The organism is Streptomyces sp. MGP-BFMKR1 (genome assembly GCF_057766585.1).
In genome coordinates this window covers 7,997,714-8,022,755 of the sequence record NZ_CM173408.1, presented here as the reverse complement: position 1 = coordinate 8,022,755, position 25,042 = coordinate 7,997,714, and the positions used below count along the sequence as shown (strand labels likewise).

Below are 25,042 nucleotides of genomic sequence, written 5' to 3'. Positions count from 1 at the left end.
ACGTCCGTACCGAGGGAGCGGGGAAAAAACAGGCAGCGGGGAGAAGGCAGGGAGGGGAGTAAAAGAAAAGGGAAAGGAGGTCGCCGCTCCTTTCCACTCTTAACGTATAGCGCACCGGGGGGCTTGCGGCAAGGCCCCGGTTGTCCTGCACAATCACCCGCCGTAGGCAGAACCGGACGATCTGGGAGTCACATGGTGCGGGTGTGGGGGCGGGGCGCATGGGTTACGCCCGATGGCGAGCAGGGTGACACCGCGGCTGGCGGTGTCCCGTGCCGGGCGCGACCGAGCGGGCACCGCGCGGGGTGACGCGGGCGCCGGGCCACCCGCGTCACACCCGGGCCCGGAACACGAGATCCACCCCCTTGGCGCCCCCACCCGGGCCACGGGACCACGTCAGGCGGGGCGTCGCTCACGGGGCGGCCCCGCCACCAGCTCGACCCACACGTCGTACCGCGCGCCCACGGGCCGCGAGCAACCTGACATCGGAGACATGCCGTGCACTCCCTGAAGACCAGTGTCTTCAACCTTCCCGACCGCCTCTCCGCCAAGGCCGACCCGGCCCTGATCGCCGGCGACGAACGGCACTTCGCGGCCATCGCTGACTGCCTTGAGCAGGCGATCGCCGAGCTGACCGACCATCTCGACGCCGAGCGCAGGGCGCCCGGTGGCGTCGGGCGCGAGGCGATGGACCGGGACACGGAGATCCACCGGTTGAGCGCCCGGCTGCGTGCCCTGCGCCGCTTCGGCCTGGACCTGTGCCTGGGACACATGGTCAGCGCGGACGATCCCGAGCCGGTGTACGTCGGGCGGCTCGGCCTCACCGACAGCGCGGGGCGCCAACTGCTGCTCGACTGGCGCTCCCCCGCGGCCGAACCCTTCTTCGGAGCGACCCACGCCAACCCGATGGGGTTGGCCAGCCGCCGCCGGTACCGCTGGTCCCACGGCCGGATCGGGGACTACTGGGACGAGGTGTTCGCCTCGGAGGGGTTCGCCGGCCATGCCGCGCTCGACGACCAGTCCGCCTTCATCGCCAGCCTGGGTGGCAACCGGTCGTCCCGCATGCGCGACGTGCTCGGCACCATCCAGGCCGACCAGGACGCCATCATCCGCGCGGGCTCGCGCGGCGCCCTCGTGGTCGACGGCGGCCCGGGCACGGGAAAGACCGTCGTCGCGCTGCACCGCTCCGCCTACCTCCTGTACTCCGACCCCCGCCTCGGGCACCGTCGGGGCGGCGTGTTGTTCGTCGGTCCACACCAGCCCTACCTGGCGTACGTGGCCGACGTGCTGCCCAGCCTGGGTGAGGAGGGTGTGCGGACGTGCACCCTGCGGGGCCTGGTCACCGAGGGCGCCGACGCGACGGTCGAGACCGATCCGACGGTGGCCCGGCTGAAGTCGACCGCGGACATGGTGCGCGCGATCGAACCGGCCGTCGGCATCTACGAGGAGCCACCCACCCGGGGGATGACGGTCTCCACCCCCTGGGCCGAGATCTGGCTCGGCCCCGGCGACTGGGCCGCCGCGTTCGACGCGCCGGAACCGGGCACCCCGCACAACGAGGCGCGCGACCAGGTCTGGGACGAGCTGGTCACGATCCTGTGGGACAAGTACGAGGGCGAGGAGGTCTCCCCCGAACTGTTCCGCAGGGCGCTGGCGCAGGACAGGGAGTTGGTCACCACCCTCAAGCGCGCGTGGCCGCTGATCGACGCGGCCGACCTGGTCGGCGACCTGTGGTCGGTCCCCGCCTACCTGCGCAAGTGCGCTCCCTGGCTCAGCCCGGACGAGGTGCGCGCGCTCCAGCGCGCGGACCCGCAGGCGTGGACGCTGTCCGACCTGCCGCTCCTCGACGCGGCCCGGCACCGGCTCGGCGACCCGGAGGTGGCGCGTCGCCGGCGTGCCCACCAGGCCGCCGTGGCGGCCGAACGTCGGCGCATGGCCGACGTCATCGACAACGTGCTCGCGGCCGAGGACGACGGCGAGGGCGCGGTGACGATGCTGCGCGGCCAGGACCTCCAGGACACCCTGGTCGACCAGACCGCCCTGCCCCGCACCGACCCGGACCAGCTCGCCGGCCCGTTCGCGCACGTCGTCGTGGACGAGGCACAGGAGTTGACCGACGCGGAGTGGCACATGCTGCTGACGCGCTGCCCGTCCCGTAGCTTCACCATCGTCGGGGACCGCGCCCAGGCACGACACGGGTTCACGGAGACGTGGCGGGAGCGGCTTGAGCGGCTCGGGCTCAACCACATCGACGTGGCGTCCCTCAGCATCAACTACCGGACGCCGGCCGAGGTCATGGCCGAGGCCGAGCCGGTCATCAAGGCCGCGCTCCCGGACGCCAACGTGCCGACCTCCATCCGCACCAGCGGCATCCCCGTCACGCACGGCCACGTCTCGGAGTTGGGCGCGGTACTCGAAGGCTGGCTCGCCGAGCACACCGAGGGCGTCGCCTGCGTCATCGGCGCCCCCGCCTTCCGGGCCACGCCCCGCGTCCGGTCGCTGACCCCTGAGCTGGCGAAGGGGTTGGAGTTCGACCTGGTCGTCCTCGTCGACCCACAGGCGTTCGGCACCGGTATCGAGGGGGCCGTCGACCGCTACGTCGCGATGACGCGAGCAACCCAGCGACTGGTCATCCTGACCAGCGCGTAACAGGCCGTCCCGCGGGTCCAACTCCCCTACCTGGTCGTGGTGTCACCCACTCCCCCGGCGGCGCGCCCCGCCCGCCCCGCGCGAGCCGGTGGACGCGCCGCGAGGGGGCGGGGTCAGGTGCCGACCAGCGGAGCGGGGTCGGCGGCCCGCGTGGTCACCGGCTGGTGCGGGTAGGCCGGCGAGCGGCCCTGGTAGGACAGGATCCCGGGGTTGAGGACGACGCCGTGCCGCATCTCGATGGCCCGCCGGACCGTCTCGTGGGTGTGCCACTTCTCGCGGTCGACGAGGACCGGCAGGTACGGAAGGGTGCTCTGGCTCTGCTCCCAGGTGGCGGAGTCCCACAGCAGCGACGGGCTGTGGTCCACAGCGTAGTAGTGCACGTTCCCACCCACCGTGATGGTGGGTTGGTCGAAGGAGGTGGGGCGCGCCCAATCGAAGCCCATGCCCTTGTCGCACGAGACGTCCACGATGAGGGAACCGGGCGCGAAACGGTCGAGGTCGTCCGTGGTCAGGTACACCTCGGGTGCGGCGATGTCCTGGAGTGCGCAGTTGACGACGATGTCGTGCTCGGCCAGGAAGGCGACGAGCGGCACCTCGCCCTCCGCGAGCAGCACCGTGCTGTCGCGCTCCCGCGAGGGGTCGTAGCGCAACTGGCCCATCCGGGTGGTGCCCGCCGGCGGGCTGACGGCGGCGCTGGGGCGCCGGGTCACCATGCTCAGCTCCGACACACCCTGGGCCCGCAGCGCCGCCACCGCGCCCCGCCCCGTGGAGCCGTAGCCGATGACGACGGCGCTGAGCGGTCGGCCCCACGCCCCGGTCCTGCCCACGCACTGGGTGGCGTGCTGAACGGAGCAGTAGCCGGCGATCTCGCTGACCCGGTAGAAGGCGAAACGGTCGCGCGTGCCGTCCGTCGGCCAGTGCCGCATGGCCTCCAGGGAGATCACGGTCAGCCGCTTGTCGATGGCCAGTTGGGTGGTCTCCATGTTCTGCGCGAAGTGCGGGGCACCCACCAGGACCTGCCCCTCGCGCAGTTCGGCGACGTCCTGGGGTGTCACCTTGAACAGCATGACGGCCTCACAGTCACGGATCAGTTCCGCCCGGGGCACGACGCCCGCGACGTGGGGCCTGAGATCGTCGTCCGAGAGCCCGAACCGCCTGCCGTAACCGCGTTCCAGATACAACCTGGCCCGGATGTCGGCGTCCAGGAGCGGCAGATGGGCGGGGTGCAGCGGTACGCGCTTCTCGTGCTTCTTCCCGGTGGTCGCCACCACGCCCAGGCTCAGCCTACCCATGACCCACCTTCTCCTTACGCGACGCGTTCTTGTGATTACGCTAACGTGACACGAATGAAGCAGACATTCGAGACAGCAATGAGCAATTTGGACAGTCATGGATATGCGCTGGTGGAGGGCCCCCTGGAGCCCGACGAGGCCACCGCCCTGCTGCGGCAACTGGGGGAGCTGGTCCCGCAGACCACCGGGGAGGTGGCCTACAACATCCAGGCCCACGCGGGGTTCGAGGCGCTGCGGGACACCAGGAGCCCCCACACCCTCCGGCCGCACACGGAGGCGCCGGGCCAGAGCCTGCCGCCGCGCTACCTGGCGCTGCACTGTCGGGTCCAGGCCACCTGCGGCGGCGGTCGCACCCTGCTCGCCGACGGGCGCCACTTCCTCACCACCCTGGACGAGGACCTCCAACGCCTGGCCCATCAGCACCCCGTCTACTGGCCCTCGTACGAGGAGCACCCCGACGCCGTGGGCGTCCGCAAGCCGGTCGTGGACCGCACCCCCTCCCGGACCGTCATCCGCATGAGCTCCACCCTGCTGCGGGTCGGCGCGTACTCGGAGACCCTCGACCAACCCACCGCCGACTCCCAGCCTCTGGGCCCCGGCGGAGTCGCCCTCGCCGAACGAGCCGTCGACTTCGTCGAGACGGGCGGCACCTCCGTACTCATCCCCGAAGACGCGCTGCTGATCTGGGACAACCACCGGATGTTCCACGCCCGAACCGGCTTCTCCGACACCCGCCGACGCCTCACCCGCTACTGGGTCGCCGAGCCGGCGCGGGAGGACACACCCTGACCACGCCCGCACGCTCCCCCGCCTCCCGCGCCCTCGCGGCCTCCCAACTGACGGTTGCCTGACGTCCGGCGGTGACAGTGGGGACACCGGAAGCGGCCTGCCGCTCTCGGCCCGCCCAGTACGCTCGTCAACAGCCCGACCTTCTCTCCCAGTCAGGCGCGACGACGAACGTAGGAGTGAACATGCCCTTCCATGATGTGGAGATCAACACCCTCGGCGGCGGTCCGGCCAATCTCGCCCAGTACCGCGGCAAGGCCGTCCTGGTCGTCAACGTGGCCTCCAAGTGCGGCCTGACCCCGCAGTACGCGGCGCTGGAGAAGCTGCACGAGCGCTACGCCGCACGCGGCTTCACCGTCCTCGGCGTGCCGTGCAACCAGTTCGCGGGCCAGGAGCCCGGCAGCGCCGAGGAGATCGCCACCTTCTGCTCCACCACCTACGGCGTCACCTTCCCCCTCACGGAGAAGACCGACGTCAACGGCGCCCAGCGGCACGCCCTGTACGCGGAACTCGTCGCCACGGCCGACGCCGAAGGCCACAGTGGCGACATCCGCTGGAACTTCGAGAAGTTCCTCATCGCCCCCGACGGCACCGTCACCGCGCGCTTCGGCCCGCGCACCGAGCCGGACGCCCCGGAGGTCACCACCGCCATCGAGGCCACCCTGCCGACCTGACGCCCGCGCGGGACGGCGGCCCAAGCCGTCAGGGGCTGGCGACGAGCAACCCGAGTCGCCTGGCCAGCCACGGCCTGCGCCCGCTGGCCCGCAGGTGGCCGCGTGCGACCGCCTTCCAGGTGGGGGTGCGCCGGAAGGAGACCAGCAGGAACGCGGTGGGGGTCGCCGTGATCCGGCAGTCGTAGGCGCGGGGTGGGGCGTCGCGGGTCACCGTCATCGTTCCGTCGTTGACGACAGCCGCGAGTCGCGGACCACCCTTGATCGCGAGGTCGAACGCGATGCTCGCACCTCGCGCCCGCGACGCGTCCAGGGCCATCCGCATCATCGTCGGCATCGACTGCCCGAGCACCAGGCGCGCCTCGTCCGGACCGATCGGCCAGGGGAGCCTGGCGCCACGCGCGATGTCCAGGCCGTGTACGAGGGTCTCGCTGAGCACGAGCCCCGTCGCGGTCGCCACCGCGATCTCCCGCCCCAACCAGGGTGCGTGGACGAGGGTGTCCGGGGCGAGGCCCTCGGTGTCTCGCAGGAAGGTCTCGCCCCGCTCGGCGAGGAGTTCACCCAGGCGGGCGCGTTCCTCGCGGCTGAGCAGGCCGATGGACGCGGCGTTCACGGCCCCGACGCGTTCGCTGAGCGACCTCTCACCCGGCGGCACGATCCGGTCCCACTCCACGGACGCGTCGGGGTGGGCGATGGCGTGGTAGGCGAGGTACACGGCCGCCAGGTGCGCCCCGACGTCGCCGACCGTCCACACCGGGACGCCCGAGGCCGCGTCAAGGTCGGGCACCGCGCGCACCAGCCGGACCAGCCGCGGTAGGGCGTCCCCCAGCGCGGCGCGGGTCCGCGCGTGTTCGGCGACGGGATCGAAACGCGTGACGGCGCCCATGCGACTCCCCCTTGCGGTCGGGACCGCAGATTACCGCCGGGTAGCGGGGTGGCGGTAGGCGCTGGGGGGAGGGGCGGGCCTGAGGAAGGACCTGTGCACGGTAAAGCGGCCCCGCTCAACGTCGACGGCTCGGGGCTGCGCCGTCAGCGTCAAGCGATCGACATTCTTGGCCGGCACGCCGATGGCCCGAAGATCGCCGAACATTCGACACTGATAGCGATGACACATGACGCACTGCCCTCGCCATGCTCGTCGGCCGCCGTTGCCACTCACTATCCCGTCGCCCATAAAGACCCCGCCAGATGAGACCTGACGGGCCTTCGGTTCCCGCTCGGACTTTCAAGAGGTCGGCTACCGTGAAGTGCGCCATGCGGCAGAACAGCTGCGCCAAGGCTAGCTGTCGACCCTGACTATCAGGTTTTAGTCCTCGCCCCCGGCGCTTCGAACCCCTCACCGCAGAGGAACCCGCGGCTTCTTGGCTGCTGCCAGCGGACACCGGTTGCAGGCGCTGTTCGAACTCGCCCTGCACACGGGGCTCCGCAAGGGCGAACTCCTCGGCCTGCGCTGGACTTCGCCGGCGACACCGCCAGCATCCGACGCACCCTCCAGCGCACCAACTCCGGCGGCCTGTCCGCCCTCCCGACCACGACCAAGAGCTCGGAGCGGCGCATCGCCCTGCCGACGCCGTGCGTGCGCTCCATCGAACAGCACCGCGACCGGCAACTTCACGAACGCGAGGCGGCGGAGACGGGCTGGAGGAACAGCGGCTACGTCTTCACCCGCACCGGCGGCGTCCCGATCGAAGGATCACCCCCACCCGGCACTTCAACACCCTGCTCCGCCGAGCCGGGCTCCACCGCATCCGGTTCCACGGCCTCCGCCACTCGATCGCCACCCTCCTCTTGGAACAGGGAGTGGAACTCGTCGTGATCAGGGAGCTGTTGGGCCACGCGCACATCGGCCTCACCGCCACCGTCCACGCCCACGTCCGGCTTCGCCTCCAGCGCGACGCCATCGACGTCCTCGGACTCGCCCTCCGCGCTCCCGCCGCCACCGGAATCCGGTCCGACGACGGCAACGAACCGCCGTTCTGCGCAGCCCTCGTCCGCTGACGTTGCCGTCAACTACTGCCGTCACGACACGCTGAAGCCCAGCCAGGCAGTGCCTGGCTGGGCTTCATGTTTGCGAACGCACGCTTCTCAGCGAATCCTCAAAGGTCCTGGAGAACCCAATCGCGGGCAGTCGCAAGGCAGGATTCGAGATCACCGGGCGACGCCAGGCGGCCGCTCCGCGTCCGAACTTGACCCGTTTCCGCGTTCACTAGATCCTCCTCGAATTCCCCGGTATCCCACAGCACCACCTGGGCCATGAAGTTGCCGCCATCGAGGATCCAGCTCATTGACGTCACCCCATGCTCATTAGGGGATGTATCAATCTCTGAAATATCCCGCAGAGCCTTCGTCTTGTGGATTTCCTGTCGGATCCACTCCTGAGCCCGTTCCAACAGCGCACTACCTAGGGACATCCCCATCCTCCCAGCTTGACGTTCTTGGCCTCGGGAAGTTGAGGAACAGGGTTCCCCTTCTTCTGCGCCAGACGAGCAAAGATGGTGCCGGAATCTGACATCTTGAAGTCCCCCGGCCTGCCGCCAGGAATGAGTGAGGATTTCGGCACGTCGAATTCCACGTACACGGATCCCGGGCGTGCCGATATGTATGCGTCGCGACTTGCCGGGTACACCACGTAGGTGAAACCACCCGCACCACGTTGAACCATTCCGGTCTCCATCATCGCCTGATGCTCTGCCCCAGACATCCAACGGCCAACAGTGACCATCCCGTCGTCTGAGGTGTGGCCTCCGCTGTTGTGAACGAGTACCGGCGTCTGACCAGCCAGCACATAGTACGTGTGCACATCCGCCACGGTCAGGTTGTGGGTGCGCTGCCGCTTCTCGTAGTGGCGGGTGGCCTGGACCTGGACGGTGTCACCCTTCGGGGTGCGCAGGGTCATGCCGGGCTTCAGGTCGCCCGCATCGATCCACGCGTTCTCGCTGGGACTCCAGAAGGGGTGGTGGTCGGTGGCGATGAGGGAGGCCGTGGCGCCGGCCGTGGTGACCGTAAGGTCCGTGAAGTACTTGTCGTCCTCGGTGACGATCGTGGCGACGACCTCACGCGTGGTCGTCTCTCCCGTCTGCGGGTCGGTGACCGTGACCCGGTCGCCGGTCCTGACGTCCTCGATCTCCTTGCGGGTGCCGTTGGCCAGCAGTACGCCCGTACCGGGGAGGAAGCTGTCGGTCTTGCAATCCAATCTGCCTCGTGGCGGCGCTTGTTCCTTGGACTTCGGTGCCTTCTTGAAGAACTTGAGCGGCTTGAAGAGCTTGCCCCAGGGCAGGTCGGTCGCCGCCCACGCGCACCCCTCCGCGTCAGCGCGGGAGCACTTCTTCCACTGCTCGACGTCCGGCAGCACCAGGCTCTTGACGAAGTTGAAGAGGTTGAACCCCTTCAGGGCCCCGTCGGTCTTCACCTCGGGCGCCACGGGGTAACTGTGACTGGAACGGCTGCCGCCACCGCGACCACCACCGCCCTTTCCACAGCCATAGCTCGCACCCATGGCGTAGTAGCAGGTGCCACCGCCCCCGGAACTGGCGGTGCGTACGTATCCGCCGCCGCGCGGGGCTTGGCCTCCTCCGGCAAAGCTCGACCAGGACCTTCTGGCGATGCGTTCCGAGTCTCGAAGCAGATCCTTGCCCATGCGGGCAAAGGAATCCCTCACGTCGCTGATCCACGACAGACCGGTGGGGTCCGAGAAGGTGAGGGGACTGTTGTTGCCGTAGATGTAGCCGTGCATCTGCTGGGGGTCGTTCAGGTCCATCAGTGGGTCGACGGAGATGAAGCGCCCCGTGGCGGGGTCGTACTCGCGGGCGCCCAGGTGCGTCAGGCCCGTGCTCGTGTCGATGGTCCCGCCCACGAACCCCTTGGTGCCCGGCCAGGAGACGGGCTCGGTGCCGCGTAGCGCCCCGAAGGGTGTGGTGCGTCGCTGGGTGAGTTCGAACGTGGGGCCATCGATGGCGAGTTGGCCGGTGCCGTGATGGTCGGCGACGGTGAGGGAGACCGTGTCGTCGTCTTCGCGCACGGCCTGGTGTCCACCGCCGAGGTCGAGATAGCGCGTGGCCTTGGCTGTGTTGGCTCCCTTGGCGACGGTGATCTCGGTGTGACCGAGGTGGAGCGTGGTCTGTGACGGAGTACGGCTGATGAGCCGGTTGCCGTCAGCGTCGTAGAGATAGCTGGTGACCTCGTCCGTGCCGTTCGGGCCGGGCTCCGTGGCGGTGGCCAGGTGGCCCTCCGCGTCCCAGGTGAGCGTCTGGGTGTCGCCGCCCAGGGTGCGGGTCCGAGTGTTGCCGACTTCGTCGTATCCGTAAGTGTCCCTGGCGGTGCCGGTGGGTGACTGGGTGTCGACCTGCTTGAGGGTGTGCGGCTGCGGGCTGCCTGGCGCCGGGTAGGTGTAGGTCCGCTTGGTGTTCCTGGTTGTGTCACCCGCGGGATCGTGCTGGGTTTCCGTGCGACGGTTTCCCGACACGTCGTAGGTGTAGGAGAGCCAGTAGGGGGCTGGGCCGCCGATGCCGTCGGCGGGGGGCGTGGCCTGGCAACTCTTCGCCGGTTCGGTCCACGCCTCGGTCAGGCGCCGCAGGTAGTCGTAGGTGAAGCACTGGGTGTCGGTGCCGGAGCGGGAGGTGTCGGATACGGAGGTGACATTGCCGATCTGGTCGTAACGGTAGGTGGCGTGCTGATCCACTCCGGGGACGTCCTGGCGGTCCACCCGGCTGGTGGCCAGGCGTTGGGTGCCCCACTCGTAGGTGTTGGTCACCCAGGTCTTCTTGTCGCCGGTGCTCGCACCACCCAGCTCGTACTGCAGGGGCTTGCCGGTCAGGCTGTAGCTGGTGGTCGCCGTCATGCCCCGGCCGTCGAAGACCTTGTTGGGGCGCAGCGTGCCGTCTTCGTAGTCGTAGCTCGCGCCACCCCCCGGCAGGGCGCCTGCCGCCGAGTAGCTGATGCCCGCTGTGAGGCCGTTGGCGTGATAGGCGGTGCCCGTCTGATGGGTGCCGGCCAGAGCGCCTTCCTTTTCGGGGATGACGATGGAGGTCTTCATCGGTTGGTAGAGCTGGTCACGCATGGTGACCTTGCTGGTGTAGGCCGCGCCGTCGACGTAGCGCGTGGTCTCGGCGAGGTGTCCCTTGGCGCCGCTGAGGGTGTCGTAGACCCATGTGGTGCGGAGCTTCCCGGCCCTGTCACCCTCGCGGACACCGGTGCGGCGGCCCAGTCCGTCGTAGTCGTAGACGAGGGTCTTGTCGCGGGCGTCGGTGGTGGAGGTGAGCTGGCCGCGATCGTCGTAGGCATGGGTGGTGACGCCTCGGTCGGGGTCACCGGTCCTGACCTTGCGGCCGAGTTGGTCGTAGGCGAAGGTCCATGCGTTGCCCGCCGGGTCGGTGACCTCCGCCAGCTCTCCGGACGGGGTGTAACGGTAGCGGGTGGTGTCGTGGGCCGCCGTGGCCGAGCGTGTGTGGTGTTGCCACAGTTCACTGGTCTTGCCTCGCGCGTCGACGAGGGTGGTGGTGGCGGTTCCGCCTTCGGGTGGGATGACGGTGGTGCGGTCGCCGCCGTGCACGGTGCGCGTGGTCGCCAGGATCGCGCCACCGTCGCCGTTGCCGGCGATCTCCTGGGCCAGGGTCTCGCGGCCCAGACCATCGTAGGTGTGGCGGGTCTGGCTCTCCACGGACAGCGCGTCGGCCGGTTTGAACAGGAACTTCTGGGGGTTGTCCGCTGCGTAGTACGGCGCGAACGTCTTTGTGGTCAGGCCGCGCTCGTCGTAGAAGGTGTCGGTCAGCACACGGCCGCCGTCGGGGCCAGGCGACTGGGTCTGGCGCGGGCGCAGGTACCCGTCGTAGAGGACGTACGAGGCGATCTGCGAGCCGCCAGCCAGTGACAGGTTCTGGGTGCGAACCGCGACCGGCTGTCCCTCTTCGATGAAGTAGGTGAACTCCATGCTCGGTAGCTGGGTGGTGCGGCGGTTGGCCAGCCAGACCTTGGTGGAGCGGCCGAGGGCGTCCTGGGCGAAGCTGGTGCGCTTGCCGTTGGTGTCGATCTGTGCGGTCGGCTGCCCGCGCAGGGGGTCCAGCTCGCTGGTGGTGGTCTGCGCGGTGGAGGCGTCGCCCTTGGTCGCCGGTGGCGTGGTCACCACGGTCTTGGTGGGGAGACCGGTGGTGGGTGTGTACACGGTGGTGGTGGTACGACCGTCGTCGCGCTTGGTGCGCACGGGCGCCGCGGTGCCGGTGACGGTCACCGTGGCGGTCAGGTCGGTGTTGGTCAGGGCCCGTCCGTACGAGTCGTAGGTGGCGCCGGACTCCAGGTAGGTGGCCTTGGTTCCGTCGTGTTCCTTGAGGGTGGCCGTGGTGGTGGCATCACCCCTGACGGGGGCGGCGCCGTAGTCGCCGCCGTCGTAGGCGGTGCGGACGTCGGAGATGACGTCCTTGCTCCGGTCCGGCGTCTGCGCGCAGGCCACCGAGACCTGCTCCACGCGGGCGGGGAGGTTGAGCAGGTTCGCCTTGGTGTTGTCAGCGTAGGTGGTACGGGTGCACTGGTCGTCTTTCGTGGTGCTGTCGTCACCGAAGTCGTCCGCCTCGATGGGACGCCCCGCGACCGTGTCGTAGCGTGTGGCGGTGCTCGTCGTGCGCCACTTCTCGCCCGCGCCGTCGTCGAGCGAGGTGAAGTGCCTGCTGTGCGCGGTACCGGTCAGGTTGGCGGTGATCGTGCCCCAGCTACGCTTTCGTTCGGCGGTCTGGTGGTGCCAGGGGTGGTTGACGCTCCTTTCCAGGGCTTTGCCGCCCGGCCCCGCGAAGGTGACGGCCTTGTACTCGAATCCCGCGGCGGAGGCGTGGTCGGTGATCGGGTCACCCTCGCCCGCGTCGAGGGCGACTCGCACGCTCTTCGTGCCACCGGAAGGTTCTTTTCGGTCCCCGTCCATGCCCCGCAGGAAGTAGTGCTCCTCCTGCGTCTTCATGCCGCCGGCGCCTTGGCCACCGGTCTGCACGCGTACCTTGCCGTAGCCGCGCCACTGGGACCAGGTCTTGTGCTTCTCCTTCGTCAGGCCGTCGTCGTCATCGAAGTGCCAGGCGGCGCCGTCGAGATAGCTGTAGCGGATGAGTTGGTCGGGAGCGCCGCCGGTGCGGTCGGTCGAGGTGGCCGTCTCCACGACGTACTTGTTGAACCACTCGCGTTCCGGCTCGGTGATGGAGTCGCCGGCGACGTACTGCGGGAAACAGCGGGTGGTGTTCGTCTGCGGGGTGGGGAGGCTGTCCCACGCGCACACCGGAGCGGAGTACCCCACGTCGATCTGGCCACCGGACTCGTCCGCGACCGTGGACACGCGTTCCTTGTTGAAGGGAGCCTTTCCGTCGCCGACCTTGTCAAGACGGTTGGGGAGTTGGGTGTAGGCGAACGTCGTCTTCGGGAGGGTGATCGGCGTGGCGGCGGTGTGGCCGGTGTGCTGGACGGATTCGAGGAGGAGTTGGTAGTCGACGTCCGCCGTACCCCAACGGTGTCCCAGCTTCCAGGAGTCCACCTTGGCGTAACTGGTGCCCCTGAGGACCTCGGTGGTGACCTCGGTCAGTCGCTTGCGGGTCCAGAAGCTGGGCGACAGCCGCCCCTGGTCGCACTTGGCGCCCGCGGCGCAGTTCAGGTCCCACGGCGTGTCGTACCAGTACTGCGCCTTGGTGCCGATGGTGTCGGCCGCGCAGGTGACGCCGGTGGTGGGGAGGCAGCGCTCACTGTTGGTGAAGGTGACCTTCGCCAACGCCTGGGTGGCGTAGGCACTGCCGTCTCGCAGGCCGTACTCGATGCGATCCAGGTGGCCACCGCGCACATAGGGGGTCTCGTCCTCGGCCTTGAGGTTGCGACCGTAGTGGTTGGTCTCCTTGTCGTAGTAGTACGCGACGGCGTTGCCGTGTGGGTCGACCACGTAGTCGAGGTTCCAGCGCCACGCCTGCTGGCACCAGGAGTCCTTGAAGGCCGCCGCGTGGCACTTCTCGCCGTCGTCGTCGCCGTAGACGGGCACCGTCCAGGTGGAGTCGGTGGTCTCCTTACCGGTGGCCCAGCCCGGGAGCTTGTGGTGGCCGAAGTAGTAGACGGTGCCGTCTGGGTCGGTCATCTCCCAGTACTCGTTGTCGTTGTCGCCGTTGTCGCGCGCGCTACTGGTCAGGCGCTTGATCCGGGTTCCGTCGTCCTGCTGGAGCTTCCACTCGCCGTCTCCGGTGGGGACGAGCTCGCCGGCCTTGCCGTTGAAGGTGATGGTGGCGTTGTCATAACCCCAGCAGAGGTCTCCCGGCTTGTTGCCGTCGCTGTTCTCCACCCCGTCCTCGGAGCAGGGCTTGTAGCGGCGCTCGATGAAGCCACTGCCGAGGTCGAAGCCGTCACCGACCCAGGATGACTGGTTGTTGGTGCCGCCGGAGCGGCCGTCGATGGCGCTGGAGGAGTAGGAGAGGCCGACCTCGGGCTGCAAGCCGCCGGGCACCTCGGGTACGGGCATGCCGTAGGACCAACCGAAGTGCCCCGTGTTCAGGTCGGTGTTCCAGGTGGCGGATGGTGAGAGGGGGCTGGCCTTGTAGTCGCCCTTGTCGCCCTGTGCCTCCGCGCTGGCAGCCAGCACGGTGGCTCTGTCGGCGCGCAGCGTCACGGCCTCGGCGGTCAGGGACCGTCGCTCGGTGTCGTTGACGGCCGCCAGTGGCTTGCTGGTGCGGCACTCGGCCTTGTTCGGGGTGGTCAGCGCGCAGGCGGGTAGCTCGCGCAGGCGTAGTCGGGAGGCGTAGTCGCCGCCGTACGCCTCGGCGAAGGCGGAGTAGTTCACGCTCACGCCCGTCCGACTGTCGGAGCGGGTCGGTCCGCCAGTTGTCGCACGAGGCGCCAGGGTGAACAGGAGCCCGTCGACGCCGGCTCGGGCGGCGCGTTCGCGGTCCCACACGCGGGCCTCGATGCTGGCGGGCGCGGGAGGTGACATCCGGCGGGCGGTGGGCTCCGGCGGGAGAGGGGTCAATTCCAGGGGGAGGTCGCCCACCGCGACGGGCCTGCTCGCTATCCTCGCGGTGACGGCCGGTATCCGCACCACGGCGGTGCCAGCCTGTGCCCACTGGGCCTTCGGAGCCTGCCGCGGGACCCTGGGCCCGGTCTCGACCCTGCGGGGCTTGGTCTGCTGGGCGGCTGCTCCTGCCACCGGCCGTTCAGCGGTAGGCAGGTCAGGGCGGCCCGTGCCGTCGTCGGCCGCGCTCGGTGGGGCCGAGACGGCCTGGAGCAGGGTGCCGACGAGCACGGCGGATAGCGAGAGGGCGAGATGGCGCCGCAGCGTCTTTCCCTTCCCCCGCCGTCTACCACGTCTGTCTATGTGATCCATCGGGGCTGTTTTCCTCACTGCGAGCGTCTCCCGCCGCCCAGGGCGTGCCTGGGCGGCGGGGCTGTCGGGTCAGTAGCGGCCGTGTTCGGGCATGCCGCGTCGGCGGGGCGCGTAGTGTGCTCGGGCCCCGGCGTGTTCCGAGCCGTCAGACGCCGTCAGGCGCTGGGGACCTCGGTCGGCGGGTCAACGTAGTCGTGGGCCAGGCGCCAGATCTGGTCCTCGGTGAGGGCTCCCTGGAAGGTCCACACGTCATCGATCGTGCCGGGCCAGTGTTCGCTGCCGCTGGTGGCGCGGGTCGGCTTGGTCCGACCGATGTCCAGGGCGCCGGTGGCCGTGAAGGTCAGCGCGTTCTCGGCTGACGAGACGCGGTCGCCGCAGGCGGCGTCGTCCGGCCGGCCGTCGCCGTCGGTATCGGTGCAGGCGCTCTCTTCCAGTTCGCCGTTGACGTAGAGGTGTGCTTGGCGGGAGAAGCCGTCATACACCAGTGCCAGGTGGTTCCACTGCCGTACGTCGTAGAACTGGCTGTTGTCGGCGCGTGCCGTGGTGGCCTCTGGCGCGTCCCGATCCGGAAGGGTGATCTCCCAGCGGCCCAGGGCGTCAGGGGTCCTGGTGTCGGGTACGTAGCGCACGGCGAAGGCGGCGCGCTGGTTGCCCTCTCCGCTGAGCAGCGTGGCGTTGCCCTGTGGCGTGGCGGCGGCTTGGGCCCAGGCGGTCACCGTGTAGCTGGAGCCGGTGTCCATGGGCAACTTGGCTGTGGCCGCGTAGTCGTTGACACCGTCCAGGCTGAGACCGCCATCGCCGAGCATGCCCGCGCCGATCGTCGCGCCGCCGTGGAGGGTGGCGGATCGCTTGTGGGCGGAGGCGTCCGGAGAGGTGACCGGGGTACCGGCGGCCTCCTCGAACTTCCAACGCCCCTGGATGCGTGGCCGTGCGCGGAAGAGTTGCAGCACCTCTCCCTCGGCGACCGGTCGGTCGAAGAGTCGGACGTCGTCAATCTGGCCGGGGAAGAAGTTGCCGGGTTTCTGGTCGTAGCTGCCCGCTCCGATGAACATCGGCCCCGCGGCGTACCAACCGCCGCCCAGCTTGGTCGACCCCGCCTTCTGCCCGTTGACGTAGAGAGTCAGGGTGTCGGCCACCGTGTCGTGCACTCCGGCCAGATGGGTCCACTGGCCGCCGGGCGCCGTGGTGCCCTCGGGTTGCATGGCGCGTATCGCCGCCGCGCTCGGGGTGTCGTCGGCGTGTTGGTCGAACACCCACCGCTGGTACGCCGCCGAGTAGTACAGCTCGAAGCCCGCCTTGTGGGTGCCACCCTGGGATATGGCCACCGCGGCTCTGCCCGGTTTGGTCTCGGGAAGCTTGGCCCACAGCGCGACGGCGAAGCTCCTGGAGGAGTTCAGGTGAGGTGCGCCCACACGGGCGTAGTCATCCGTTCCGTCCAGTGTCAGGGCATTGCCTGCCACGCCCGGCTTTCCCGGGGCCGCTCCGCCGTGGAAGCGGGCGGGAAGCACGCCGCCGTGGGCGGTGACCTCGGTGACTCCGGACTCCTCGTCGAGAGGGAAGATCGCCTTGGCGGGGCGGCCGGGATCGCCGATGGTCTCCTTGGCGTACAGGCGGGTCACTTCTTCCGGGCTGATGCCCTTGTCGAAGATCTGTAGTTCGTCGATGGTGCCGGGGAAGAAGGAGTCCGCCTTGCCGCTGTAGGAGCCGGCGCCGATGCGCAGCCCGCGGCGGGCGTTCCACGCCGTCGGGTAGGTGGTCTCCCCCACTCGCGTGCCGTTGACGAAGAGCTGTAGCCGCTGGCCGGTGGAGTCGAACGAGCCCACGAGGTGGGTCCACACCCCGGCTCGCACTCCCCCTGGCTGTGCTGCCATGGCACGCACGACGCTCGCGTCGGGCGCGTCCGAGCTGTACTGGTTGAAGACCCACCGCTGGTAGACGGCGGAGTAGTACAGCTCGAAGCCGGGCCTGTGGTTGCCGGGTTGTGCCGCGATGATCGCGGCGTGGTCGGGGACGGTGTCGAGTTGGACCCAGGCGGAGACGGTGAAGCCGCGATCGGTGTCCACGACGGGGATGTCGGTGGCGGCGTACCCGCTCGTGCCGTCCAGCTTGAGGCCCGTACGCACCGCGCCCGGAGCTCCTGTCTGAGCCCCGCCGTGCAGTCGGGCGGCACGGGCCGGGGTGCTGCCGGTGGCCTCAGTCGCCTGCGCGGGCTCGTCGAGCTGCCAGGTGGCGCGCTCTGGTTGACCGCTGCGCACCCGGAACTGGTAGGTGTACGGCTCCGAGACGTTTCCCGCCTTGTCGAACGCCTGGGCTGTGACGAAGTTCAGCCCAGGCCGTGAGGGCAGCACCGACACGGTCCTCGCGGCACCACCTGAGGTCGTGAGTTCGTTCTTCGCCGAGGGGCTGCCGTTGATCCCGTATCGGTAGCGGGTCACGTCGGTCGACGGGGAGTCGAGGGTGAACTCCCCGTACTGGCCCACGCCGTCGTACCAGGGGTCGTCCGGGTCCTCGGGGTTCGACGCGGGGTACTCGCCCGAGGTCAGGCGGGGTCCTCGGGGCGTGTTCTTGTCGTAGTGGAAGTAGCAACTGGTGGCCGATCCCGCCGATGACCACGGGGAGTACTGCGCGCCGTCGTGGGAGCGCGCGTACCAGGAGATCCTGCGGTCCGACGGTATCCCCGACGGAAGAGTGATGGCGAAGTCGGAGCCGGCCTTCTTCGCCGTGGTGCGACCCGGCTTCCAGCGGGGGATCACGCCCTTGCCGTCTCCGCTGTCCCAGGCGGCTTCCACCTGTACGGAGACGGGGTCGCCGTCCGGGTCTCCGACATCGTTGACGTACAGCTTGCCCAGCGTGCGGACGGCGGGTGCGGAGTCGGGTCGTTGGCACTGGCCGCCGTACTCCATCAGCAACTGGCTCATCTTGATCAGCCCGGGCGGCCGGTTGTACTTCACCCGCAGGTGCGCCTTGTCGGAGAACCGTTTCCACGCGTACCGGTCGGACTCGCTGCCGGCACGCAGGCCGAACGTCATCGTGGGCCACTTCTTGTTCGCGGCCTCCTGGACCGCGCTCTTCACGGAGAACTCGGCATCCCCTGCGGCACAGCCCTCGAAGCCATAGGCGAAGGATCGTTCCGCCAGCTTGTCGATCCAGAAGCCGGCGGCGTTCTGGGAGTTCCAGGTCGTGGCGGAGTCGATGTCCTTCGTACGCCAGAGTTCGACCTGCCGGTCGGCGCAGGAGGCCGACCACGTGTTACGGACCACCAGCTCGGCCGACAGGATCGTCTTCCCGCTGAACGCCGATGTCGGTATGCGGTAGAAGAGTCGCTTGGTGTCGTGCGGGTTGCAGTACTCCCACTCGCAGTAGCCCAGTCCCTCGGTGGACTTGCCGTTGAACTTCCACTGCGGCGAGCTGGCCCAGTACTTCGACGCCATCGTCCAGGCCGTCGCACGCGGCGCGTGGATCTGCGGATCGATGAAGACCGGGTACACCGTGTCCTTGCCGCGCAACACGTCGTGGTCCGGAGTGAGCTCCAACCTCTGCCCGTCATCGGGCACGTTGACGGCGATTGGCGCGAGCTTGCCCGACTCGCCAGCGCCTGGCTCACCGCTGCCTCCGGCCTCACTCGCCCGGAGGCGCGCCGGTTCCGACGCGGTGGTGCGCGCCTCCTGTGCTATCCCAGGGACCTTGCTGGAGTCCCACATCAAGGGCGTCGATGCCTCGAACACCGAGGAACCCGCCCCGTCGTCCACGGCCTCCAACCCGCCCCCCGCGGTCTCCGTCAGCCGTACGCCCTCGGCACCCAGCCCCAACCTGATCTTCTGCAACTCCGGGTTGGCCGCGGCCTGCGCCGACTTCACGACCAGGAGCTGGGAGAAACCGTCGGCCTGCGCGGAGAGTCGCAGATCCACCTCCGGCAACACGTTGGGATAGGTGGCCGTCGCCCCGTCCAGCACCGGGGTGGGCAGCGGAGCGGGCCAGGAGAGAGACAGTTCCCGTCCCGACCGACGCAGCCGCACCATGGGGGTGTCGCCGCCGCCCGAGAACGCCATGTCCAGCGTCGCGGCCTTCGGCGCGACCATGTCCGCGTCGGTTCTCGACAGTTCGGTGTCGATCGGGCGCCAGGTGCCACCGGAGCGGGCCCGGACGGGGCGCAGGTACTCACGCGCCTCCAGGTAGCCGTCCGGCGTGGCGAAGACGTCGCGGCTCTCGCCGCGTAGCGCAGTGACTTCCACGCTCTTTCCGGAGCGCCCTGCTTCTGTCAGCGCCTCGCCCTCGGTCCGCAGGCCGCTTTTCTCCGGCGTGCCCTGCGACCGGGGGGCGGAGACCGAAGGTGTCGCGGCAGAGACCGCCGTCGCCGGTGTCAGGGCGGAGGGCAACAGGCCCACCGCCAGAGTCAGTCCCAGTCCGCAGGTGCCCGTTCTCATCCAGCCACGCTGGAACACTTGCCGCACCACGTCCCGCCTCCCCTGGCCCGCACAACCACAACGTGAAGATCGCGTGGACGGGGCGCAGAGGAAACGTAGAGCACGGCAGCGCTCTGGTCCAGAAAAAACACGGAGCGTCACCGTTTTTCGGTTCAGTAACGCGTTGGGTAGGGACGCACAACGCTCCGTTACAACCCACCAGCCTCCACAAGCTCGGCCACCACACGCTCTTTCCTGGTCGGACGGTAGGGCCCCGCGAGGCCGTGCCAGCCGGGTGACTCCGGGCGGCGCCGACGCGGTCTCCCCGGCACCAGAATGCGCTGAGGGCAACCCCCGCCAGAGTGATTACTCCTCTCCTCCGCCCGGCGGACGAGGTCGCCGGTGGGGGCGTGGGGTCAGGTCGCACATGCGCGAGAGTGGGGGTTTTCGTTGGGGGAAGCGCGGGGGCGGCGGCCCACCGTGGTTGTCCTCACTGCCTTGCGGGTGGAGTACGAGGCGGTGCGCCGACATCTGACGGACATCCGGGAGAACGAGCTGCCGCACGGCACCCTCACCGACGTCGGCCGCGTACCGGGACTGAACTGGGACGTCGCGCTGGTCGAGACAGGCCCCACCAACACCCGGGCCGCGCTCGTCACGCAGCCCGCGATCGAGTACTTCGACGCCGCGATCGAGTACTTTGACGCCGCGGCCGTGCTCTTCGTCGGCGTCGCCGGTGCGTTGACGGGTGATGTACGCCTTGGCGACGTCGTCGTCAGAAAGGTCTACGGCTACCACGGCGGGCGCGAGAGCGTGGACGGGTTCGCGGCCCGGCCTGACGCCTGGGAACCGTCCCACGACATGGACCAGTTGGTGCGCTCCGCCCGCCGCAATCGTCCGTGGGCCTTCCTGCCCCCGGCGCACCACCCGCCCAGGAGCCCCGCGACGTTCTCGGCCGGGAGGCCGCCCATCGGCACGACGCGCACCGGCGCTCCCGCAAGCGGACTCAACTGGCCGTGGACTTACTGACGTTCTGCGCCGCGCCCCTCGTGGCCATCGCCGTGCACTGACTGTCCGGCCCGGTGAGGTGACCGCTGCTTCTGGTCTCGTTGGTGGAGACGGCCATGGTGCTCGGGCTCGCCTTCCAGATCGTGCGCTACGCCGAACTGTGACAGTCCCGCGCGGCGGTCGTTGGGCCCGCTTTCTCGGTTGGGCCCGGGTGCCAGCCCAAGGTCACCGTCGGTCGCGACGGGGCGAGGACGCTCGACGCGGGCCCGAGACGTTCGGGGCCCAGGCACGCCCCGCCCCGCGCGGGCCGTCGGCCGCCGGTGCCCGTACGGCCGAAGGACCGTGCTCCCTTCAGCCGTACGAGCATGCCGGCCAACGGCATCGCGTCATCCCGCGCGTGGGTCAGGGCTTGGGGCACTGCTTCCAGGCGAGCCGGTAGACGGTGTTGATGTCACCGTCCGTGGAGTCCATGGTCATGAAGCTGGTCTTCTTCGGGTCCGAGGTGCCCGCGTTCACGCGCAACTCGGTGTTGATGTTGAAGTTGCGCCGAGCGCCGCACGGGGCCCAGACCAGTTGTCCCCAGTCGGTCTTGTCGGTGACCTGCCAGTTGTCGTCCTGCGGGCCCTTGAACGGGTGGGAGCGAGCGGCCGTGTCCGGCGACCCCTGGAAGTAGTACGAGGCCTTCTGCTCGCTGGTGGCGCCGGGTTGCAGAGACGCGTAACCGCGGTAGTCGGCGCTGGCGACGGCGTAGGTGAAGCCGCTCGGGACGTACACGACGAGGCTGAGCTGACAGTTCTTCCGGTAGTCCGTTGGATCGGAGGTGCCGCCGACTCTCGCCAGGTAGCGGCTGTACGTCACGGTGAACGCGGTGTTGTCCGGGGAGACGGCCACCTCGGCCGTTCCCTTGGGGCATCCGGAGCCGTTCACCGTCGCGACCTCGATCACGATCTTGTCGGCGGGCGGGTTCTCGATCGTGGCGGGGCTCTGGGGCGAGAGGGTCGCGCCGAACAGGCCAACTACCGCGCTGGTTGCGAGTATGCCGGTGTGCATGATGATCCAATCCTTTGCCTCGGGGAACGGGCAGTCAGGGCAGGCAGGGGTCGCCGAGGTGTGCTGGGGACGTGCTGTGCGCGAGCGGCGACCGCCGGAACCGTGACGGGCGGAGCGATGAGGCGGAGGCGCATGTGATCCGAGCGGACATGCGCATGCCAATTGAGCGAGATGTTAAGGAGCCGTGGAGGCACCGCCTAGGGCGAACTCAGGCCAATACCCGGGGCACGCCTCGCGACCTGGCGTGACGCGCCTCCGCCACGCCCCAGGCGCCACATGCCGCGCCTCACGCCCCACGCCTTGGCGCGCGGGGTCCGCCGGAAGAGCCGATACGGGTCCGGTGGACGCGGCGGACCGGGCGCGCCGGGCGCGGTGGAGGTGCCTTACACGAGCCGGCTACTGCCTGACAGGGCGTCAGAAGTTGTCGTCCGCTTGGTCGTTACGCCAGTCCCAGTCGGTGATCGTGGCGCGCATCAGTTGGGCCGCGGTCGACAGGTGGCCGTCGGCGGCCCAGCACAGGGTGACGGTGCGGCGGCAGTCCGGGCTGTCGACCGGGACCCATACCAATGGCGTACGCGGGTTCTTGCGACGGGCGAAGGAGGGGACGAGGCCGATCCCGAGGCCGGCGCCGATCAGGTCCGCGATGGCGCTGTGTTCGTCGCTCTCGCAGACGATCCTCGGGGCGAGACCCCGGGTGGCGAAGAGTTGGTCGAGCAGTCGACGCAGCCAGTGCCCCGCACGGGCGGTGACGAAGGGGTACTCGGCGAGTTCGTGGAGGCCCACGGGCGCGCGGCCCGCGAGCGGGTGGTCGCGGGGCACGGCCACTCCCACCGCGTCCTCGAAGAGTCGCACCCCCGCCACACCCTCGGCGTGGATCGGCTGCGAGGCGACGCACAGGTCGACGTCCCGAGCCCGCAGCCGGCGGGCCATGTCCTCGGCCGGCGACCACTGGAGTTCGAGTTCTACGGCGGGGTGGTCACGCTTGTAGACCGCCAGCGGCCCGGTGAGGGTGAGAAAGGTCTCCGACGCCAACCGCACGGTCCCCAGGCCCTCGGTGGTGGCCTCGGCGACGGCGAGCTGTCCGGCCTGGAGCTCGCCGAGGGCGCGTTCGACGTACGCCCGAAAGAGCCTGCCCGCGTCGTTGAGTCGCAGCCGGCTGCTCCGGTCGAACAGCGGGGTACCCAGTTCGCCCTCCAGGCGCGCGATGGTGCGGCTCAACGACGGCTGCGCGACGCGCAGTTCGTCGGCCGCCCGACTGAGGTGCTCCAGTCGCGCCACCACCAGGAACTGCCTGAGCGCGTTCAGCTCCACCACGCCTCCGAGAAGATGACGCCATAGCGGTAGTGACCTTAGACAAGACGACGCGGGGGTCATGGCGGCAGGGTGTGCGCACGGGGCGCTACCGCGAGGGGCCACGGGCCACGGCGGCGCGGCACCGTGATCGTCGGCGCCATGGGACTCGCCCGGGCGGCGGGAAGGGTCGAAGGATCTCCCGAGGGCGGCGGGAATGAGTCAGAGGGCTCGTACCACCGCCCGGGAGCGCGCGGCGCGGCGCCTGACCACGGCAGGGCTCGCTCGCGGCGCGGTGCCGAGGCGGTAGCGCGCGGTACGCGGCCCGCCGCTCGCCCCGGCCGCCACCAGGGTGGGTGCCATATCACCTCGTGTGGGGTCTCACATGCTGGGTGGCCGGACCCAGGTACTAGTCAAGATGTTTATATGGGCGTCACACTTACTTTGCCCCGCGTGCGGCAATGGCGCCGAGCGCTCACCGATGGACCGGGCCCGAGCGAGTCACACTCCTGCCGGCACCGGTCACAGCCGCGCCAGAAAGGCATTCTGTGGCGACGCGATCCGACATGCAGAGCGTACTCGGCACCCTCCTGACCGAGATCGAGCAGCGCAACCCGGCCCAGCCCGAGTTCCACCAGGCCGTGCACGAGGTCCTGGAGACCCTGGCGCCGGTGCTCGCGGCCCACCCCAGGTACGCCGAAGCAGGACTCATCGAGCGGCTGTGTGAGCCGGAACGCCAGGTCATGTTCCGCGTGCCGTGGCAGGACGATCGCGGACGGGTCCAGGTCAACCGGGGGTTCCGCGTCGAGTTCAACAGCGCGCTTGGCCCGTACAAGGGCGGCCTGCGCTTCCACTCGTCGGTCAACCTCGGGGTCATCAAGTTCCTGGGCTTCGAGCAGATCTTCAAGAACGCGCTGACCGGCCTCGGCATCGGGGGCGGCAAGGGCGGCAGCGACTTCGATCCGCACGGGCGCAGCGACGCCGAGGTCATGCGGTTCTGCCAGTCCTTCATGACGGAGCTGTACCGGCACATCGGCGAGCACACGGACGTGCCGGCCGGTGACATCGGAGTCGGCGGCCGGGAGATCGGCTACCTGTTCGGCCAGTACCGGCGCATCACCAACCGCTGGGAGGCCGGCGTGCTGACCGGCAAGGGACAGGGTTGGGGCGGCTCGCTGATCCGCCCGGAGGCGACCGGGTACGGCAACGTGCTGTTCGCCGGGGCGATGCTGAACGAGCGCGGCGAGGACTTCGGGGGCCAGACGGTGGTGGTCTCGGGCTCCGGCAACGTCGCGATCCACACCATCGAGAAGCTGCGCGCCCTCGGCGCGAACCCCGTGACCTGCTCGGACTCCTCCGGGTACGTTGTGGACGAGAAGGGCATCGACGTCGAGCTGCTCAAGCAGGTCAAGGAGGTCGAGCGCGGTCGCGTCGACACCTACGCCGAGCGCCGGGGCGCCTCGGCCCGCTTCGTGTCCGGTGGCAGCGTCTGGGACGTCCCCGCGGACGTCGCGCTGCCGTCGGCCACGCAGAACGAGCTGGACGAGAACGCCGCCGCCGCGCTGATCCGCAACGGGGTCAAGGCGGTCTCCGAGGGCGCGAACATGCCGACGACGCCCCCGGCCGTCCACCTGTTCCAGCAGGCCGGCGTGGCGTTCGGCCCCGGCAAGGCGGCCAACGCGGGCGGCGTCGCGGTCAGCGCGCTGGAGATGGCGCAGAACCACGCCCGTACGTCGTGGTCGGCGCGGCGGGTCGAGGACGAGTTGACGCACATCATGAACGACATCCACGCCACCTGCCACGAGACCGCCGAGCGCTACGGCTCCCCCGGCGACTACGTGACGGGCGCCAACATCGCCGGCTTCGAGCGGGTGGCCGACGCGATGCTGGCGCAGGGCGTCATCTGACACCACGTGCCCGGCGGTCCCAGGCGGAACATGCGCCGACCGCCGGGCACGGTGGTCTGCCGTGGGCCCGGGGCGCGTCAGCGCGCCGCGCGGGTCTCGGAGCGGTTGGCCTTGCGGATGGCGTCGAGCAGTTCGGACTTCGACATGCGCGACCGGCCGTCGATGTCCAGCCGCCGCGCGACGCCGTAGAGGTGTTCCTTGGTGGCGCTCTCGTCGACGCCCTCACCGCTGCGTCCGCCCTGCTGCCGGGGCCGGGCCGACTGCGGGTCGGAAGGCCCCTTGCGGCCACCCTCCTTCCGCTCCCAGTGGTCACCGACCTTCTCGTACGTGTGCTTCAGCGCCCCGTACGCCACCCGGTGCGCTCGTTCGCCCTCGCCGTACTGGTCGACCGCCGAGTCGTGCGCCTTGATCCACGTGCGCTGGGCGTCCTTCGGGGACCGTTCCAGCGTCGACGGCATCTCCTGTCGTCCGGGCACCTGCCTCATCTCCTGGGTAGTGACGTTCGGGTGTGACTGTCGGGTGTGTATCGGGTGTGACGTTCGGGTGTGCGTGGCGGCTGTGCCTGGTCGGGGTTCCCCGAGGTTGGTGGTGGTAACGGTGGCGGCGGCTTCGCCCGCCGCGCCGTGCGGGTCGCCCGGGCGGCCGAAAGCGGCGCGCCGGCCCGTCC

14 protein-coding genes and 1 pseudogene are annotated in these 25,042 nt (G+C 69.6%); 7 read left to right on the top strand and 8 right to left on the bottom strand.

What is annotated here, in order from left to right:
* Positions 1-495: 495 nt before the first annotated feature.
* Positions 496-2,646: an RNA polymerase recycling motor ATPase HelR gene (gene helR, locus AC3CHW_RS32030; protein ID WP_488468802.1), complete on the top strand. Its 2,151-nt coding sequence runs from the start codon at positions 496-498 to the stop codon at positions 2,644-2,646.
* A 113-nt stretch (positions 2,647-2,759) separates the two neighbouring features.
* Here helR and AC3CHW_RS32025 read toward each other — a convergent pair whose 3' ends face one another.
* On the bottom strand, positions 2,760-3,938 hold the full coding sequence (locus AC3CHW_RS32025; protein WP_488468801.1) for a Rossmann-fold NAD(P)-binding domain-containing protein: 1,179 nt from the start codon (positions 3,936-3,938) through the stop codon (positions 2,760-2,762).
* Here AC3CHW_RS32025 and AC3CHW_RS32020 point away from each other — a divergent pair.
* Together AC3CHW_RS32020 and AC3CHW_RS32015 are read left to right on the top strand one after the other, a co-directional pair.
* Complete coding sequence (locus tag AC3CHW_RS32020) at positions 3,861-4,727, top strand: TauD/TfdA family dioxygenase (RefSeq protein WP_488468800.1); 867 nt, start codon at positions 3,861-3,863, stop codon at positions 4,725-4,727. The two genes, AC3CHW_RS32025 and AC3CHW_RS32020, sit on opposite strands and share 78 nt — an antisense overlap.
* Before the next feature lie 182 nt (positions 4,728-4,909).
* Complete coding sequence (locus AC3CHW_RS32015; protein WP_488468799.1) at positions 4,910-5,398, top strand: glutathione peroxidase; 489 nt, start codon at positions 4,910-4,912, stop codon at positions 5,396-5,398.
* A 28-nt stretch (positions 5,399-5,426) separates the two neighbouring features.
* On the opposite strand, the gene AC3CHW_RS32010 is transcribed toward AC3CHW_RS32015, so the two are convergent.
* The gene (locus AC3CHW_RS32010) at positions 5,427-6,281 is read right to left on the bottom strand and encodes a maleylpyruvate isomerase N-terminal domain-containing protein (protein ID WP_488468798.1); all 855 of its coding nucleotides are present in this window, start codon (positions 6,279-6,281) and stop codon (positions 5,427-5,429) included.
* A 93-nt stretch (positions 6,282-6,374) separates the two neighbouring features.
* Here AC3CHW_RS32010 and AC3CHW_RS32005 point away from each other — a divergent pair, with 93 nt between their 5' ends.
* Positions 6,375-6,587, top strand: a complete 213-nt coding sequence (locus AC3CHW_RS32005; protein ID WP_488468797.1) for a hypothetical protein — start codon at positions 6,375-6,377, stop codon at positions 6,585-6,587.
* 116 nt (positions 6,588-6,703) lie between these two features.
* A pseudogene (locus AC3CHW_RS32000) lies at positions 6,704-7,393 on the top strand (site-specific integrase); the annotation flags it as partial.
* A 98-nt stretch (positions 7,394-7,491) separates the two neighbouring features.
* On the opposite strand, the gene AC3CHW_RS31995 reads toward AC3CHW_RS32000, so the two are convergent.
* From AC3CHW_RS31995 to AC3CHW_RS31985, 3 genes are all read right to left on the bottom strand, one after another.
* On the bottom strand, positions 7,492-7,812 hold the full coding sequence (locus tag AC3CHW_RS31995; RefSeq protein WP_488468796.1) for an immunity protein TriTu family protein: 321 nt from the start codon (positions 7,810-7,812) through the stop codon (positions 7,492-7,494).
* Complete coding sequence (locus tag AC3CHW_RS31990) at positions 7,797-14,717, bottom strand: TreTu family toxin (RefSeq protein ID WP_488468795.1); 6,921 nt, start codon at positions 14,715-14,717, stop codon at positions 7,797-7,799. Before AC3CHW_RS31990 ends, AC3CHW_RS31995 begins: the two co-directional genes overlap by 16 nt.
* 155 nt (positions 14,718-14,872) lie before the next feature.
* On the bottom strand, positions 14,873-18,796 hold the full coding sequence (locus tag AC3CHW_RS31985; protein WP_488471241.1) for a LamG-like jellyroll fold domain-containing protein: 3,924 nt from the start codon (positions 18,794-18,796) through the stop codon (positions 14,873-14,875).
* A 726-nt stretch (positions 18,797-19,522) separates the two neighbouring features.
* Here AC3CHW_RS31985 and AC3CHW_RS31980 point away from each other — a divergent pair.
* The gene (locus tag AC3CHW_RS31980; RefSeq protein ID WP_488468794.1) at positions 19,523-20,149 is read left to right on the top strand and encodes a 5'-methylthioadenosine/S-adenosylhomocysteine nucleosidase family protein; all 627 of its coding nucleotides are present in this window, start codon (positions 19,523-19,525) and stop codon (positions 20,147-20,149) included.
* Between the two features lie 381 nt (positions 20,150-20,530).
* Here the strand turns inward: AC3CHW_RS31980 and AC3CHW_RS31975 are convergent, their stop codons facing one another.
* The gene (locus AC3CHW_RS31975; RefSeq protein ID WP_176160297.1) at positions 20,531-21,178 is read right to left on the bottom strand and encodes a DUF4360 domain-containing protein; all 648 of its coding nucleotides are present in this window, start codon (positions 21,176-21,178) and stop codon (positions 20,531-20,533) included.
* 414 nt (positions 21,179-21,592) lie between these two features.
* The gene (locus tag AC3CHW_RS31970) at positions 21,593-22,492 is read right to left on the bottom strand and encodes a LysR family transcriptional regulator (protein ID WP_488468793.1); all 900 of its coding nucleotides are present in this window, start codon (positions 22,490-22,492) and stop codon (positions 21,593-21,595) included.
* Between the two features lie 542 nt (positions 22,493-23,034).
* Here AC3CHW_RS31970 and gdhA point away from each other — a divergent pair.
* A complete protein-coding gene (gene gdhA / locus AC3CHW_RS31965; RefSeq protein ID WP_488471240.1) occupies positions 23,035-24,375 on the top strand; it encodes an NADP-specific glutamate dehydrogenase in 1,341 nt (446 codons plus the stop codon).
* A 77-nt stretch (positions 24,376-24,452) separates the two neighbouring features.
* Here the strand turns inward: gdhA and AC3CHW_RS31960 are convergent, their stop codons facing one another.
* Positions 24,453-24,851 carry a ChaB family protein gene (locus AC3CHW_RS31960; protein WP_176160300.1) on the bottom strand — a complete coding sequence of 133 codons (399 nt, stop codon included), beginning with the start codon at positions 24,849-24,851 and terminating at the stop codon, positions 24,453-24,455.
* Between the last annotated feature and the right edge of the window lie 191 nt (positions 24,852-25,042).

Bases quoted from the DNA above. Each gene is read 5' to 3' on its own strand.
- AC3CHW_RS32015 (WP_488468799.1), top strand. From the start codon at position 4,910: ATGCCCTTCCATGATGTGGAGATCAACACCCTCGGCGGCGGTCCGGCC.
- AC3CHW_RS32020 (WP_488468800.1), top strand. From the start codon at position 3,861: ATGGGCGGGGTGCAGCGGTACGCGCTTCTCGTGCTTCTTCCCGGTGGT.
- AC3CHW_RS31990 (WP_488468795.1), bottom strand. From the start codon at position 14,717: ATGGATCACATAGACAGACGTGGTAGACGGCGGGGGAAGGGAAAGACG.
- AC3CHW_RS32025 (WP_488468801.1), bottom strand. From the start codon at position 3,938: ATGGGTAGGCTGAGCCTGGGCGTGGTGGCGACCACCGGGAAGAAGCAC.
- AC3CHW_RS31995 (WP_488468796.1), bottom strand. From the start codon at position 7,812: ATGGGGATGTCCCTAGGTAGTGCGCTGTTGGAACGGGCTCAGGAGTGG.
- AC3CHW_RS32010 (WP_488468798.1), bottom strand. From the start codon at position 6,281: ATGGGCGCCGTCACGCGTTTCGATCCCGTCGCCGAACACGCGCGGACC.
- AC3CHW_RS31985 (WP_488471241.1), bottom strand. From the start codon at position 18,796: ATGGTCGCGCCGAAGGCCGCGACGCTGGACATGGCGTTCTCGGGCGGC.
- gdhA (WP_488471240.1), top strand. From the start codon at position 23,035: ATGCAGAGCGTACTCGGCACCCTCCTGACCGAGATCGAGCAGCGCAAC.
- AC3CHW_RS31975 (WP_176160297.1), bottom strand. From the start codon at position 21,178: ATGCACACCGGCATACTCGCAACCAGCGCGGTAGTTGGCCTGTTCGGC.